This is a genomic window from Deinococcus aquaedulcis, from assembly GCF_019693445.1.
Lineage (GTDB): Bacteria > Deinococcota > Deinococci > Deinococcales > Deinococcaceae > Deinococcus > Deinococcus aquaedulcis.
The window spans coordinates 81,302-96,168 of the sequence record NZ_JAHRBL010000012.1 but is presented as its reverse complement, the minus strand read 5'-3'; the positions used below and the strand labels follow the sequence as shown (position 1 = coordinate 96,168).

Annotated in this window: 13 protein-coding genes; 9 read left to right on the top strand and 4 right to left on the bottom strand. The window is 65.0% G+C overall.

Annotated features, from left to right (window positions below; translation table 11 throughout):
- Positions 1–465 precede the first annotated feature (465 nt).
- From KMW22_RS13935 to KMW22_RS13905, 7 genes are all read left to right on the top strand, one after another.
- Positions 466–1,623 (top strand): branched-chain amino acid ABC transporter substrate-binding protein, encoded by a 1,158-nt coding sequence (locus KMW22_RS13935; RefSeq protein WP_221090651.1) that lies wholly within the window; start codon positions 466–468, stop codon positions 1,621–1,623.
- Between the two features lie 357 nt (positions 1,624–1,980).
- Positions 1,981–2,994: a branched-chain amino acid ABC transporter permease gene (locus tag KMW22_RS13930; protein ID WP_221090650.1), complete on the top strand. Its 1,014-nt coding sequence runs from the start codon at positions 1,981–1,983 to the stop codon at positions 2,992–2,994.
- The gene (locus KMW22_RS13925; protein WP_221090649.1) at positions 2,991–4,808 is read left to right on the top strand and encodes a branched-chain amino acid ABC transporter permease; all 1,818 of its coding nucleotides are present in this window, start codon (positions 2,991–2,993) and stop codon (positions 4,806–4,808) included. The genes KMW22_RS13930 and KMW22_RS13925 overlap by 4 nt, the downstream gene beginning before the upstream one ends.
- Complete coding sequence (locus tag KMW22_RS13920) at positions 4,805–5,614, top strand: ABC transporter ATP-binding protein (RefSeq protein WP_328774708.1); 810 nt, start codon at positions 4,805–4,807, stop codon at positions 5,612–5,614. The genes KMW22_RS13925 and KMW22_RS13920 overlap by 4 nt, the downstream gene beginning before the upstream one ends.
- A complete protein-coding gene (locus KMW22_RS13915; RefSeq protein ID WP_235692954.1) occupies positions 5,607–6,329 on the top strand; it encodes an ABC transporter ATP-binding protein in 723 nt (240 codons plus the stop codon). The genes KMW22_RS13920 and KMW22_RS13915 overlap by 8 nt, the downstream gene beginning before the upstream one ends.
- A gap of 93 nt (positions 6,330–6,422) precedes the next feature.
- Positions 6,423–7,391: a lipocalin family protein gene (locus KMW22_RS13910; RefSeq protein WP_221090648.1), complete on the top strand. Its 969-nt coding sequence runs from the start codon at positions 6,423–6,425 to the stop codon at positions 7,389–7,391.
- A gap of 273 nt (positions 7,392–7,664) precedes the next feature.
- On the top strand, positions 7,665–9,101 hold the full coding sequence (locus KMW22_RS13905) for a hypothetical protein (RefSeq protein WP_221090647.1): 1,437 nt from the start codon (positions 7,665–7,667) through the stop codon (positions 9,099–9,101).
- Between the two features lie 66 nt (positions 9,102–9,167).
- Here KMW22_RS13905 and KMW22_RS13900 read toward each other — a convergent pair whose 3' ends face one another.
- Entirely contained in the window at positions 9,168–9,842 is a 675-nt protein-coding gene (locus KMW22_RS13900) for a hypothetical protein (protein ID WP_221090646.1), read from the bottom strand.
- Positions 9,843–10,082: 240 nt separating this feature from the next.
- Here KMW22_RS13900 and clpB point away from each other — a divergent pair, with 240 nt between their 5' ends.
- The gene (clpB, locus tag KMW22_RS13895) at positions 10,083–12,641 is read left to right on the top strand and encodes an ATP-dependent chaperone ClpB (protein ID WP_221090645.1); all 2,559 of its coding nucleotides are present in this window, start codon (positions 10,083–10,085) and stop codon (positions 12,639–12,641) included.
- Positions 12,642–12,734: 93 nt separating this feature from the next.
- On the top strand, positions 12,735–13,229 hold the full coding sequence (locus KMW22_RS13890) for a hypothetical protein (RefSeq protein ID WP_221090644.1): 495 nt from the start codon (positions 12,735–12,737) through the stop codon (positions 13,227–13,229).
- Positions 13,230–13,353: 124 nt separating this feature from the next.
- Here the strand turns inward: KMW22_RS13890 and KMW22_RS13885 are convergent, their stop codons facing one another.
- The 3 genes from KMW22_RS13885 to KMW22_RS13875 all read right to left on the bottom strand — a co-directional run bounded on the left by KMW22_RS13885 (position 13,354) and on the right by KMW22_RS13875 (position 14,861).
- Positions 13,354–13,872 (bottom strand): SRPBCC domain-containing protein, encoded by a 519-nt coding sequence (locus KMW22_RS13885; RefSeq protein WP_221090643.1) that lies wholly within the window; start codon positions 13,870–13,872, stop codon positions 13,354–13,356.
- Positions 13,869–14,276, bottom strand: coding sequence for an ArsR/SmtB family transcription factor (locus KMW22_RS13880; protein ID WP_221090642.1), 408 nt, complete (start codon positions 14,274–14,276; stop codon positions 13,869–13,871). The genes KMW22_RS13885 and KMW22_RS13880 overlap by 4 nt, the downstream gene beginning before the upstream one ends.
- A gap of 129 nt (positions 14,277–14,405) precedes the next feature.
- A complete protein-coding gene (locus KMW22_RS13875) occupies positions 14,406–14,861 on the bottom strand; it encodes a hypothetical protein (protein ID WP_221090641.1) in 456 nt (151 codons plus the stop codon).
- Between the last annotated feature and the right edge of the window lie 6 nt (positions 14,862–14,867).

The window sequence follows — 14,867 nt, the reverse complement described above, 5'->3', positions numbered from 1 at the left end:
TGCTTGCGTACAGCCTGCCTACTCCAAAAACAGGTCTGACACCGCCCTGCCTGCATTCTCCATGACCAGTCACCTGCCAAGCGGGCCTCGCCAGGACCTCCACCTCTGCGGGCTGCGATTGCGATTGTTCGCCCTTTCCTCTTTAGACAACCGGGGCATTGGATTGCGTTTTGGCTCTTGCAGGCGCGGCGCAATCCACCCCTAACCCAGCGCAGACTTGCGCACAGACCTGCTCAGGCGGCTCTAACTTTGAGACGATGTGCAAGTTGACGCACAACTATTGCCGAACCAAGTTCAAAATTCGCAACAGATGATGCGCAGCACTGCCAATATGACTGAAACATTTCAAGCTGACTCATGAATAGCGCATTGACAGACCCTAAAGCCGCTTCTAAAATTGCCGCATCTCTACACCGCACCCGGGCAACTTCTCAGGCCCGACGTGCATTTATATTCGGAGGATTCATGAAGAAGACCGCGTTTACGCTGACCGTCCTGGCCGCCCTGGCGCTGGGCACCGCCTCCGCCCAGACCACCATCAAGATCGCCAGCCTCAGCCCGCTGTCCGGCGGCCAGAGCGACCTGGGTTCCCAGATCCGCAACGGCGCCCAGCTCGCCGTCAACGAGTACAAGGCCGCGTTCAAAAAGCTCGGCTTCGACCTCGTCCTGGTCCCCTACGACGACCAGGCCGACCCCGCCACCGGCACCTCCGCCGCCAACAAGATCGCCGCTGACCGCCAGATTCTGGCTGTGGTGGGCACCCTGAACAGCGGCGTGGCCATCCCCGCCAGCGCCGTGCTGGTCAAGAGCCGCGTGGCGATGGTCTCGCCCGCCAACACCGCCAACGGCGTGACCGACCGTGGCCTGAGCAACATGAACCGCATCGTGGCCCGCGACGACGCCCAGGGCCCCGCTGGCGCCAACTTCATCTCGGGCAACCTGAAGGCCAAGAAGGTCTACGTCCTCAACGACAAAACCGCTTACGGCGAAGGTCTGGCCAAGGAAGTGGAAAAGGCGCTGAAGGCCAAGGGCGTTAGCGTGGTGGCAAACGAAGGGACGGAAGAGAAGAGCGACTTCTCGACCATCATCTCGAAGATCCGTCTGCAGCGGCCCGACGCGATCTACTTCGGCGGCATCTACAACCAGGTGGGCGTGTTCATCAAGCAGCTGCGTGAAGCCGGCATCGCCACCCCCGTGGTGGGCGGCGACGGTCTGGACAGCGGCGAACTGCCCGTCATCGTCGGTCAGGCCAACGCCAACAACATCTACTTCACCACTGTGGCTGCCCCCATCAGCGCGCTGCCCGCCTCCAAGGTGTTCGCGGCCAACTACAAGAAGACCTTCAACGACGACGCCCAGGGTTTCGGCGCGTTCGGGTATGACGCGGCGAAGGTCGTGGTGCAGGGCGTGCTGAATGCGGTGCGGGCCAACGGCAACAAGCTGCCCAGCCGCGCGCAGGTGGAAAGCGCCATTCGCAAGGGCAACTACACCGGCCTGCTCTCCGGCAACGTCAGCTTCAACTCGGCTGGTGACCGCAAGGCCGCCACCCTGTACGTGATGAACGTGACGAACGGCCAGTTCAAGCTCAGCACCAGCATTCCCGTCAAGCCCGCCAAGCAGTAATCCTTTTCTGGGTGGGTCCAGCGGCTAGACACCCTGGACCCACCACCGAGCAGACCCCCGTACCATCCTGGGGCCGGGCCACGCGGCCCGGCCCTTTGCATGTGTATAGCGGAGCAGCCTTATCAGTTTTCGGTCAGAAAGGCTGGACGGCAGGGTGAGCGATCTGCCCGTGCGATGCACCCGCGCAGTACCATGCACACAGACCCAGGCTTCAGAAGCGGCGCGGCCCGTGACCGGTTCCTCTGACAACCTCCCACAGCCCACGTCTTGCCCGCCTGCCCGCTTCCCTTCCGCTTCCTGCGGCGCCGCTCCCATGCTGGGCTGCGCCCTCCCCTCTGTTGAAAGGAGTTGAGTTCTTTGGATTTCGCCACTTTGTCGCCGTTCCTGGTGGAGGTGATTGTGGGCGGGCTCGTGCTGGGCTTCGTCTACGCGATCATCGCGCTGGGCTACACCATGGTGTATGGCGTGCTGCAGCTGATCAACTTTGCGCACAGCGAAGTGTTCGTGACCGGCGCCGTGGTGGGCTTTGAGGTTTTCCGTGTGCTGGCTGGCGTGAACATGAACGGCTACCTGAAGCTGCTGATCGCGCTGCTGGCCGCCATGGTGATCGCCGGCGCCCTGAACGTCTTGATTGAGCGCCTCGCTTACCGCCCGCTGCGCAACGCGCCCAAGCTGGTGCCGCTGATTACGGCCATTGGGGTGTCGCTGATTCTGCAGGACGTGCTGCGCATCATCGAAGGCTTCCAGGGCCGCTTTGACCTGACCTACACCCTGCCCCAAGGCTTTGCTGGCCCCTTCTGCGGTCCCGAAAGCTCCTGCGCGGGCGTGGGCAGCTTCCTGAATACCATTGGCGTGCGGGTCAAGGTGACCGACATCATCGTGATTGTGGTGTCGCTGGTCAGCCTCGCGGCCCTGAACTATCTGGTGAACCGCACCCGCATGGGCAAGGCCATCCGCGCCGTGGCCCAGGACCGCGTGACGGCCGGCCTGATGGGCATTGACGCCAACCGCATGATCAGCGCCACCTTCCTCATCGGCGGGGCGCTGGGCGGCATCAGCGGCGTGCTGTTCGGCATGAAGTTCGGCACCGTGAACGCCTACAGCGGCTTTGACCCGGGCATCATCGCCTTTACGGCGGCCGTGCTGGGCGGCATCGGCTCGATTCCGGGCGCGGTACTGGGCGGCCTGACCCTGGGCGTCATTCAGAACCTCATCGGTGCCATGAGCGTGCTGGGCGGGGTGACGGGCATCGCCAACCTGGAAGCGGTAGACGCCTCGTACCAGCGGATTGGGGCCTTTATCGTGCTGGTGCTCATTCTGATCTTTAAGCCCACCGGCCTGCTCGGCAAGAGCAACGTGGAGAAAGTATGACCGCCGCGAGAAAGCCGGCGCGGGCGTCACAGGCCGAGCAATCGGTGCTGCTGCTGCTGTTTTTCCTGATCACCAGCGCCGCACTGCTGGTGTCGCACAACAGTGATCTGATCCAGCAGATGGGCCAGCTGGGCGCGGTCCTGAAAAACCCCATTGTCGAAGCGGTGCTGGTCAGCCTCTTCCTGGCCAACATCCTGTTTGCCTATCTCTGGCGGGCGCACCCCGTCGTCAAGGCCGTTGTGGCGCTGGGCAGTCTGCTGTTCGTACTCCCGCTGGCAGGCCGCGCGGACACCAGCCTGCTGGACCTGAGCATTCAGGTCATGATCTTCGCCGCGTTGGCCCTGGGCCTGAACATCGTGGTGGGTTTGGCGGGCCTGCTGGACCTGGGCTACATCGCTTTCTTTGCGGTGGGGGCCTACACATGGTCTATCTTTGCCAGCCCGCGCTTCTCGGAAATTCTGGGCTACTTCGGGGAAAACCCGGGGGCCAACGCCATGGGCACCCTGGCGCTGGGCGCCGTGTCGCTGGTGGGCGGCCTGGGGGGCTACCTTGCCCTGCAGAAACGCCGCGCCGAACAGGTCCGCCCTGGCGCTGCCTGGACCGTGGCCCTGGGCATGATCGTGGCCCTGGTGGCGTGGTTCTTCCTGGGCCGCAGTGTCTTTACCCTGGGCGAGCAGCCCTGGAGCCTGGTGGCCCTGGCCGCACTGCTGCTCATCAGCGGCGCTGTGCTGGTGGGTCAGGCCCTGGCGCAGGCACGCGGACGCGACGTGCGCGGCGTCCTGCTGAGCTTTAGCCGCGTGATCACGGCCCTGCTGGGCGTCGCCGGTGTATTTCTGGTCACCCGCGCTGCTCTGGTGATGATGTCGGGCCAGGCCGAAGGGCTCTCGGGCGGCATCAACCCGGCCTTCTTCTGGCTGTTCCTGGCGCTGTCCATCTTCACGGCTGCCGTGGTGGGCGTGCTGATCGGCCTGCCGGTGCTGAAACTCAAGGGCGACTATCTGGCCATCATTACCCTGGGCCTGGGCGAAGTGATTCGCGTGCTGGCGCTGAACCTGGACCTGTACTCGGCCGGCTCACAGGGGATTACCCCCGTGGGTAGCGCTTCAGTGCCCGGCTTTAACGCCCTGGCCGGCGCCCTGGGCTTCGAGGAATCGCAGTACAACCTGCTGTTCCTGTACCTGCTGGTGCTGGTGGTGATCGTGCTGATCATGCTGGTCAACACGCGCCTGGACAAGAGCCGCATTGGCCGCGCCTGGATTGCCATTCGCGACGATGAAGTGGCCGCGCAGGCCATGGGCGTGCCGCTGCTGCAGACCAAGCTGATCGCCTTTGCCACGGGCGCCTCGTTCGCCGGGGTCATGGGCATGATCTTCGCCGCCAAGCAGACCTTTATCAGCCCGGAAAGCTTTGTGCTCAACGAAAGCATCATGGTGCTGGCGATGGTGATTCTAGGCGGCATGGGCTCGATTCCTGGTGTGGTCCTGGGGGCCGCCGTGGTGGCGCTGCTGCGCTTCCGCGTGCTGCCGGGCCTGGGCGAAGCCAGCGCCAACGTGGAGTGGATTCCCCAGCAGGTGAACCCCAGCCAGCTGCAGAAGCTGATTTTCGGCGCCATCCTGGTGGCCATGATGCTGCTGCGCCCCGAAGGGCTGCTGCCCAGCAGACGGCGCCAGCTGGAACTGCACCACGACGACAATCAGGAAGACGACAGCGGGCACGGCAATGCCGGCGCGCTGGGCAAGGGCAACGCCGGCGACGTGTACAGCCCCGGTCTGGCGCCCATCAAGGAAAATGACCGCAGCGGAGGCGCGAAGTGAGCGGCAATATTCTGGAAGTCGCAGGGGTTACCAAGGTCTTCGGCGGCCTGACAGCCGTGAACGACGTGACCATGAACGTGCCCGAACGCAGCATCGTGAGCGTGATCGGGCCCAACGGGGCAGGCAAGACCACCTTCTTTAACATGGTCACCGGCATCTACCAGCCCACCCGGGGCAGCATCCAGCTGGCCGGCGAGAATCTGGTGGGGCTGCAGCCGGATCAGGTCACAGCGGCGGGCATTGCGCGCACCTTTCAGAACATCCGCCTGTTTTCCACCATGACCAGCGAGGAAAACATCATGGTGGGGCGCCACTCGCGCCTGAAAAGCGGCTTTGTAGACGCGGTGCTGCGCACCAAGAAGTTCCACGCCTCCGAGCAGGAAGCCAGGGACGCCGCGCGCGTGATGCTGGACTTCGTGGGCCTGGGCAAGTGGCGCAAGGAACTGGCCACCAACCTCCCCTACGGCGATCAGCGCAAGCTCGAAATTGCCCGCGCGCTGGCCACCACGCCCAAGCTGATCCTGCTGGATGAGCCGGCGGCCGGCATGAACCCACGCGAAACCGAGGACCTGAAGGCCCTGATCCGGCGCATCCGCGACGAACTGGGCGTGACGGTCTGCCTGATTGAACACGACATGCGGCTGGTGATGACCCTGTCCGAGCACATCACCGTGCTGGACTACGGCACCAAGATTGCCGAGGGGCTGCCCCACCAGGTGCGCAACGACCCCCGCGTGATGGAAGCGTATCTGGGCCGGGGCGCCGCTGCCGGCGAATACGGGAAGGAAGAGCGTCCCCATGCCTGAAGCGATGCTGGAACTGAACGACGTTCACACCTACTACGACCACATTCACGCCCTCAAGGGCATTTCCATGACCGTGAACGAGGGCGAGATCGTGGCCCTGATCGGCGGCAACGGGGCTGGCAAGACCACCACGCTGCGCACGGTCAGCGGCATGATGAAGCCCAAGCGCGGCACCGTCACCATGAACGGCGTGAGCATTGCCGGGATTCCCGCCCACCACATCCTGCAGATGGGCATGAGCCATGTGCCTGAAGGGCGGCGCATCTTCAAGGACCTGTCCGTGCGCGAGAACCTGGATGTGGGCGCCTACACGGTCACCGACCGCGCCGTGATTGAGCAGCGCATTCAGGAGGGCTTTACCTTCTTTCCCCGCCTGAAGGAGCGCGAGAACCAGCTGGGCGGCACCATGTCCGGCGGCGAACAGCAGATGCTGGCCATTGCCCGCGCCCTGATGGTGGCGCCCAAGCTGCTGCTGCTGGACGAGCCCAGCATGGGCCTCTCGCCCCTGTTCGTGGAAGCCATTTTCGACATCATCGTGAAGCTGAACAAGGAGCGCGGGACCACCGTGCTGCTGGTGGAGCAGAACGCGAACATGGCCCTGAGCATTGCCCACCGCGCCTACGTGCTGCAGACCGGCGAGATCAAGCTCAGTGGCAACGCCGCCGACATCGCGCAGGACGAAAGCGTGCGCAAGGCCTACCTGGGCGAAGACTAAACCGGAAACGCACCCGCTGGGGCCGACCTTCTGCGCGGAAGGTCGGCCCCACTTTTGCTGGCTGGCGGGCAGCTGCAGCGCTAGGCTGGCCCCATGAAACGCCTGCTGCCCCTCCTGACCGCTGCGCTGCTGGGCGCGTGCGCGCCGGTTCAGACGACGGTGGATCCCGCCGCGCTGCCCCACGCCACGGACTACGGCCCGCACAACTTCCCGATGGAATGGTGGTACGTGAGCGCCTACCTGCCCGAAGAGGCGCTGGCCCTGCACTGGGCGCAGTTCCGGGTGCGCGACAGCCGCCTGCCCGTGCCGCTGATGATCTCGCATGTGGCGGTGACCGATCTGCGCAGCGGCACCCTGAGCTTTCTGGAGCAACCGGCGGGTTCGGGTGACGCGGCCTTTCCACCCCTGCAACTTGCCCAGGGCGAATGGACCTTCCGGCAGCAGGGGAACAGCCCTGCGGCACCCTTCGAGCTGAAGGCGGGGCCGCTGAACCTGACCCTGACGCCGCTGAAAGCCCCGGTGATTCATCCGCCCGGTTACAGCGGGGGCCCCGGTGTGGGGGCGCTGTACTACCAGGGGGTAACGCGCCTGGCGCTTAAAGGGATGGTGGGGGGCCGGACGGTGCAGGGGCAGGCGTGGCTGGACCACCAGTGGGGCAACCAGATTCCTGGGCAGACGGCCCTATGGGACTGGTTCAGCGTGCATCTGCAAAGCGGCGACGACCTGATGGTGTACCGCGTGCGCCGCCCGGACGGTGAGGTGGCGCAATTGATCGGCAGTGTGGTGGGCCCCGGCGGACAGGTGCGCCCCGTCACGGGCCTGCGCGCCACCCCGGGCGACACCTGGACCAGTCCGGCAGGCCACACCTACACCCTGGGCTGGCGCCTGCAGGCCGACGACTTTGACCTGACCGTGCGCGCCGTGCGCCGCGAGCAGGAGTTGCGCAGCCGCAGCACCCGCATTGACTACTGGGAAGGGCCCATTGAAGTGCAGGGCACCTGGGCCGGGCAACCCGCAAAGGGCACCGGCATGATGGAACTTGTGGGTGGCGTTCAGCGGTAAGTGGGAAGGCGCCCCAGCCAGAGAATCACGACCGCACTGCCGCCGAGGGAAGCCTCTGCGGCGGCCTTTTGCAGCGTGAACCAGCGCGGGCCTACAGACCTGCCCGCGCCAAGTCAAGAGCAGATGCGGTGAGCGCGGAAAAGTTCACGCTCTACACTCCGGGCTGCGCTGAAGCGGGCCCGTGCGGGTCCAGCTTTGCCCCTAGCCAGCGGCCCCCAGACCCGCCTGGCGTCTTGACCCTTGCCATCCCCACCGTCCCGGAGGACCCCCACCATGAAGCGACTGTTTGCCCTGACCGCTGCCCTGGGCCTGCTGGCCCCCCAGGCCCACGCCCTGCCTGCCATGATTGACTGCACCAAGGACAGCGCCAACATGCGCTGCGTGGCCAAAAGCGCCCCCGACGGCGTGGGCGCCATTGGCAGCGGCTCCACCTTTTACCAGGGCGGCGCCGAGCAGTTCCGGGGCGGCTTTGTGACCCCGGACGGCCAGACCCTGTACCTCGCCCTGGAAACGCTGCGCAACACGGACCCCTTCGGCGTGGTGATGGCGGTAGACCTGAACACCGGCAACCGCCGCGTGGTGAGCGGCTACCTGAACACCATTGAGAAAGTAGGCAAGGGCGTGAAAGTGCAGGGCGACCGCGACATGCTGGACCTGTACACCCTGGGCAACATTTACGACGTGCAGCCGCTGCCCGACGGCTCGCTGCTGGCCCATACGGGGCAACTGATCCGCATTGACCCCCGCACCGGGGACCGCACTCTGCTGTGGACCCCCACGACCGCTGGCGACACCCGCGTGCGCGACACGGTGGAGCTCAAGTACGCCGACCCCCGCCGCCCCGCCCAGACCGGCGGAAACGCCCCCAGCGCGCCTGGGGTGTCCGTGCCCAACACCACTGTGTCCACACCCATTGGCAACGTGAACGTGGGGGGCCTGCTGGGCGGGCTGCTGGGCGGCCCCAAGCCAGCGGCGCCTGCCCCCGCCCCGGCCCCGCAGCCCACTGCCCCTGGCAACGGCTACTTCTGCACCCAGCTGGACCCCAAGGCGGTCAATCCGGCCCTGCCGCACACCTACATGGCCACCGACGCCGAGGGCAACGTGTACATGATGGGCAGCAACAGCCCCATCGGCTCGGGCTTTGCGCTGTTCAAGCTGGAGGCCAAAAACGACTACCGCTGCACCTCGGTCTCGCGCTTTGATGTCAGCGGCGACAACGTGCAGGGCAGCGGCATCCCCTGGACCAGCAGCCTCGCCGGCACCGGGCCCATCTTCGGGGACTTTGCGGTGAACGGCACCACCCTGTACGCCTCGGGTGGGCCCAACCCCAACTACATCGTGGTCAGCGTGGACATGAAGACGGGCGAGCGCCGTCTGATTTCTGGCCAGACCGACCAGGGGGGCGCGCAGGTGTTCAAGAAGGGCCAGGGCGCGGCGCACATTGGCAGCGCGCTGGTCTACAGCGGCGGCGCCCTGTACACCACCCAGGCGCAGGTGTCGGCCGAGCCCTTTGCCCTGGTACGTATTGACCCGGCCACGGGCGACCGCACCCTGATTGAGCCGCCCAAGGGCACGCCGCTGAGCAAGGGCCGCGCCAGCAGCGCCACCCTGTACGCCATTCCCGGCAGCAGCCAGCTGATCGTGGGCTTCGACGGCGCCCTGCACGTGCTGGACCCCGCCACCGGCCTGAACTACATCCTCTCGCGTTAAGCGGGTAGGAGGGTGAAAAATGCGCGCGGCCTGCTGGGAAACAGGCCGCGCGCACCTTCTTTCCCTCTATTTCTTGCAGGTCAGGTTCACGCGGAAATTGGGGTCCTTGGCATAGTTCACGGTTTTGTACAGGGTGCTGCCGCCCCGGCGCAGGGCGCTCACGTCCACCGGCACAATCAGCTTCACGGGCGGGTTGGCCTGCAGTTCGGCGTTGGTGGGCTTCCCGCCCTGCCAGGAGAAGGGCAGGTCCATCACGAGGCCGGCGCCGGGCGGCAGGTCCGTTCCCGTTTTGAAAGCGGAGGCGATGCCGTTCAGGCCCAGAGCTTTGGTGTTGCCGTTTTTCAGGGCGAGGCTGACGCCGAACTCAATGCCGGTATTGGCGAGGTTCAGCAGTTGTTTCCCCCCATTGCGAATCTCGGTGGTTACCACCCAGCCGTAGTAGTTGCCGTTGCCCGCGTCGGGCACGTACTTGACGGCGGTGGCGCGCAGGCGCCAGGTGCCGTTGAACAGCCATTCGTTCAGGCAGCCTTCGGCGGCGCCAAGCTGGTTGGCACCCCCCCCCGCTGTCAGAGCCTTTTGCAACTGGTCCAGGGCCACATAGGTGCGCCCGCCCACCTTCACGGTGTCCAGGCTGACTGGCTGGCCGCCAATGGTGACGGTGGTTTTCTGGGCGGCGGCGGGGGCCGAGAGGCCCAGCAGGGAGAGGGTCAGCAGAGGAAGGAGCGTGCGGGTGTGAGTCATGGCGAAAACCTCCTGGGGTGGGGCCACGGTAAGCCGCCGGGCGTGACCGGGGCGTGATCGAACACCTTCACCATGCCGCTGGGGGCGTTGCGTGGCCGTTGCGCCCAGCGGCATGGGTGGGTCCCTGGCCTTGCAACCTCAGCCACGTTTTTCAAGCCGCAATAAACTTGACACAACCTCGCTCAAGTTTCAGAATAGGGGACAGTTGACCTACCACCTACCTTTCCCGGAGGTTCCCCTTTGAATCCCGAACGTTTCACCGAAGCCAGCCTGCAGGCCCTTCAGGCCGCGCAGCAACTGGCCCAGAACAGCCAGCACCAGAACCTGACCCCCGCGCACCTGTTGCGCGCCCTGACCGACAACGACACCGCCGCCCGCGCCCTGACGCTGGCGGGCGGCCATCTGAGCACCATCCGTCAGGCGCTGGACGCCGAACTGGCCAAACTGCCGCGCGTGCAGGGCGGCGGCGAGAACCTGTATCTGGACCCCGCGCTGGCCCGCGCCTTTGGCAAAGCCGACACCCTGGCCGGCCAGATGGGCGACGCCTTCGTGGCCGCCGACACCCTGCTGCTGGCCCTGCGCGGTGAGTACCGGGGCAAGGGCCTGCCGTCAGAAACTGACCTGAACCGCGCTGTGACCGAGCAGCGCAAAGGAAAAACCGTGACCAACAAGACCAGTGAACAGCAATTCGACGCCCTGGCGAAGTACGGCACCGACCTGACCCAGCGCGCCAAGGACGGCAAATTTGACCCGGTGATTGGCCGCGACGAGGAAATTCGCCGCGCCATGCAGATTCTGCTGCGCCGCACCAAGAACAACCCCGTGCTGATCGGCGAGCCCGGCGTGGGCAAGACCGCCATTGCCGAGGGGCTGGCCATCCGCATTGTCAAGGGCGACGTGCCCGACGGCCTGAAGAACAAGCGCATCGTGAGCCTGGAAATGGGCAGCCTGCTGGCCGGCGCCAAGTTCCGGGGCGAGTTCGAGGAACGCCTCAAGGGCGTGATCGACGAGGTGATCGCGTCTGAGGGCGAGATCATCCTGTTCGTGGACGAGATCCACACTATTGTGGGCGCGGGCAAGACCGAAGGCAGCCCCGATGCCGGGAACATGCTCAAGCCGGCCCTGGCGCGCGGCGAGCTGCACCTGATCGGCGCCACAACGCTGAGCGAATACCGCGAAATCGAGAAGGACCCGGCCCTGGAACGCCGTTTCCAGCCGGTATTCGTGGACGAGCCCAGCGTGGAAGACACCATTTCCATCCTGCGCGGCATCAAGGAGCGGTATCAGGTGCACCACAACGTGGAGATCACCGACCCCGCGCTGGTGGCGGCGGCCAGCCTCTCTCACCGCTACATCACCGACCGGCAGCTGCCGGACAAGGCCATTGACCTGATTGACGAGTCGGCGGCCCGCCTGCGTATGGCGCTGGAAAGCAGCCCCGAGCGCATTGACCAGCTGGAGCGCCGCAAGCTGCAACTGGAAATCGAGCGCGAGGCCCTGAAGCGCGAAAAGGACCAGGACAGCCAGAACCGCCTGCTGGACATTGAGGGGGCCCTCAAAGGCATTACCGACGAGTTGGGCGAGGTCCGCGCGCGCTGGGAAGGCGAGCGGCAGGAGGTCGCGGCCCTGCGCGAGAAGCGTGAGGCGCTGGATCAGGTGCGCACCGACATTGAGAAAGCCAAGCGTGACTACGACCTGCAGCGCGCCGCCGAACTGGAATACGGCCAGCTGCCGCAGCTGGAAAAGGAAGTGCACGACCTGGAGGGGAAGCTCAAGGGCGCCGAGTTCGCGCACACCCAGGTGACCGAGGAAGACATTGCTTCCGTGGTCAGCCGCTGGACTGGTATTCCCGTGAACAAGCTCATGGAAGGCGAGCGAGAGAAGCTGCTGAAGCTCGAAGAGCAGCTGCACCACCGCGTGATCGGCCAAGACCGCGCGATTGTCAGCGTGGCCGACGCGATTCGCCGCAGCCGCGCGGGCCTGAGCGACCCCAACCGACCGCTGGGCAGCTTCATGTTCCTGGGCCCCACGGGCGTGGGCAAGACCGAGCTGGCCAAGGCCCTGGCCGAGTTCCTGTTCGACAGCCAGGACGCCATGGTGCGCATTGACATGTCCGAGTACATGGAAAAGCACACGGTGGCGCGCCTGATCGGGGCCCCTCCCGGATACGTGGGCTTTGAGGAAGGCGGCCAGCTGACCGAGGCTGTGCGCCGCCGCCCCTACGCCGTGCTGCTGTTCGACGAGATTGAAAAAGCGCACCCCGACGTGTTCAATGTGCTGCTGCAGGTGCTGGACGACGGCCGCCTGACTGACGGCCAGGGCCGCACGGTGGACTTCCGTAACACGCTGATTATCCTGACCAGCAACATCGGCAGCCCCCTGATTCTGGAAATGCAGCACCGGGGCGAGGCCGCCGCTAGCATCCGCGACGCCGTGATGGGCGAGCTGCAGGGCCACTTCCGCCCCGAGTTCCTGAATCGCGTGGACGACATCATCGTGTTCGACGCGCTGACGGCGGCTGACCTGCACAAGATCGTGGACATTCAGATGCGCGGCCTGCTGAGACGCCTCGCCGAGCGCCGCATCAGCCTGCACCTGACTCCCGCCGCCAAGGACCGCCTGGCCGAGGTGGGCTACGACCCGGCCTTTGGCGCCCGGCCCCTGCGCCGCGCGATCAGCCGCGAGATCGAAACCCCGCTGGCGCGCGAGATTCTGCAGGGCCACGTGCCGGACAGCAGCAGCCTGACGGTGGACTGGGACGGCAGTGCCTTTACCTTCCAGACCGGCGCCCTGAACTGAAAAGGAGGGTGAAAGGGCGAGGGTGAAGCGTCTGGAACGCTTCACCCTCTAAAGCAGCAGCAGTTTGAAGAGACGTAGGATGTTGGCACCAGAATGACCAGCTCCAATGATTCAGGTTTTTCCACGGCTCAGTGGAGGACGCCTTACGCAAGGTTTGCTCTTCAGTTTCTGGCGCTCACCGCGCCTGAGCGAAGAACATCCCTCCCGTACACGTTCGACGGTTCAATCACTCTGGATAACGGCTATCTGATTGAATGCGAAGATCCGATGCAGTTGATGCTGTTCTACTTGCAGGATCACATCAGGTTGCCGGAGCAGTGGGAGAACGATCCAGAGTTTACCTTCCTCTCGCTAGAGCCAAGAGAACAGGTGGAGCAAGCGATTAGGTTGATTGACGATCTGCAAGCTCGGCTTCAAACCCTGACGTGGCGCGAGCTGCAAACGAATGCCAGCGAATGCCAGGAACGAGCGGCGGCTGTTCTGATGTTGCTGGGGTGGCCCTGCACTGTCTCTGAAGCACTGGCCATAGAAATTCTCGACGAATATACGTATGGCGGCTTCTCTGCGCTCGCTCGTCGTGGGTCCTGACATCTGATTCTGTACCCAGCGGGCTGAATGAAAGACCTCCCTCCGCTTGGTCCATCTGAAGAGCAACCGCAAGAGCCACTTCCATGCACCAGAAGCGGCTCTTTCCTTGACCCAAACCTTGGGCTTACCTTTCTGCCAGATGTTCGGCCAGGCGGTCCCAGGTCTCCGAGATGCCCTGGAGCATGCCCATGTCCAGCACGGCCTTCAGGGCTTCGGGGGTGGCGTAGGCAGAGCGGCTGACCACGCGGGTGGCGCCGCCCAGGTCTTCAAAGGTCACCACGCTGCGGGTGGCGGGCAGGGCGTCGTTGATGGTGCCCTCAGCGTCCGAGAAATAGTCGGTGTAGACCAGCTCTTCGGGCGCGCGAATTTCGTCGTAAACGGCCAGCCCCCAGGATTCCATGCCGTAGAAGTCGCCCTGGTTCTTGTCCTCACACTTCATGCAGTAGTGCCAGCGGCCCCCGGGGCGCAGGTCCAGATCGTTGTGGATGAGGGTCCAGCCACGCGGGCCCCACCACTGGCGCAGGTGCTCGGGCGTGGTGAAGGCCTGGAACACCAGGTCACGCGGAGCCTGGAAGGTGCGCTCCAGCACAAGTTCCTTGTCTTGTTCAATCCGGTGGGTCAGGGTGGGGGCAGCGCTGGTCATGGGGTCTCTCCTTTGGGGTCCTGGGTGGTGGACTGGGGGGCGTCGGTAGATGAGGCCTGCAGCTGCTGAAGGTAGGCGTCCAGTCGGTCGAAGCGGTCTTCCCAGAGCTGCTGGAAGGTGCCCAGCCAGTCGTCCAGGGCCTGAAACGGTTCGGGGCGCAGGTGACAGATACGGCGGTTGGCCTGTGGGCGCAGTTCCACCAGTCCGGCGTCACTCAGGACCTTCAGGTGCTTGGAAGCCTGGGGTTGCCGCAGGCCAAGCCGCCCGGCCAGTTCGCCCACGGTCAGCGGGGCATGCCGGAGCAGTTCCACCATCTGCAGCCGGTGCGGATCAGCGAGGGCCTGAAAGGTATGCGGATTGACCTTGACTGCACTCACCTCCTTCTGCTGAACCAAGTATGCCATATTTGGAATATTCCTGTCAAGGCATGTGCGAGATCTTATCAGCTGAATGCTCTCCCCCGCCCCGTCTCCACCTTCTCAACCCAAAAAAAAGCCGCCCAGTCGAAGCGGGCGGCCCAGAAAGAGCGCGGCTTAGCGGCTGACGCTCACGTTGGCGCGGGGTTCCAGGGCGTAAAAGGCCACCACGGCGACCAGGGTGCCCACCCAGCCGGGCGCGCTGCCCAGATCCAGCTCGAAGGGGCGGCCCAGCACCGTGCTGCCCAGCTGGCCCACCAGCTTCTCGCCGCTCTGCTGCGCCACCACGTTCCAGCCCACGATGGGCTCGCCCATGAAGCCAGTCACGCGGTCCACGCCGCGCAGGGTCAGCTTCTGGCTGCCCACGTTGCCACGCAGTTCGCCGTCTTCCAGCTCAATTTTCACGCTCTCGCTGCCTACGGTGCCCTGCACGCCGCGCTCGGTGATTTCCAGGGCAATGTCCTTGCCATGCAGCTTGCCGCCCGCGCGGCCCTTGATGGTGTCGCCGTCAATGGCGCAGCGGATGCTGTAGCCATCCGCTCCGCCGAGGCGGCCCTTGATGAGATCTTCCATGCGCGG

Coding starts and splice junctions, on each gene's coding strand:
- KMW22_RS13935 (WP_221090651.1), top strand. CDS start 466: ATGAAGAAGACCGCGTTTACGCTGACCGTCCTGGCCGCCCTGGCGCTG.
- KMW22_RS13925 (WP_221090649.1), top strand. CDS start 2,991: ATGACCGCCGCGAGAAAGCCGGCGCGGGCGTCACAGGCCGAGCAATCG.
- KMW22_RS13915 (WP_235692954.1), top strand. CDS start 5,607: ATGCCTGAAGCGATGCTGGAACTGAACGACGTTCACACCTACTACGAC.
- KMW22_RS13910 (WP_221090648.1), top strand. CDS start 6,423: ATGAAACGCCTGCTGCCCCTCCTGACCGCTGCGCTGCTGGGCGCGTGC.
- KMW22_RS13905 (WP_221090647.1), top strand. CDS start 7,665: ATGAAGCGACTGTTTGCCCTGACCGCTGCCCTGGGCCTGCTGGCCCCC.
- KMW22_RS13900 (WP_221090646.1), bottom strand. CDS start 9,842: ATGACTCACACCCGCACGCTCCTTCCTCTGCTGACCCTCTCCCTGCTG.
- KMW22_RS13890 (WP_221090644.1), top strand. CDS start 12,735: ATGACCAGCTCCAATGATTCAGGTTTTTCCACGGCTCAGTGGAGGACG.
- KMW22_RS13885 (WP_221090643.1), bottom strand. CDS start 13,872: ATGACCAGCGCTGCCCCCACCCTGACCCACCGGATTGAACAAGACAAG.
- KMW22_RS13880 (WP_221090642.1), bottom strand. CDS start 14,276: ATGGCATACTTGGTTCAGCAGAAGGAGGTGAGTGCAGTCAAGGTCAAT.
- KMW22_RS13875 (WP_221090641.1), bottom strand. CDS start 14,861: ATGGAAGATCTCATCAAGGGCCGCCTCGGCGGAGCGGATGGCTACAGC.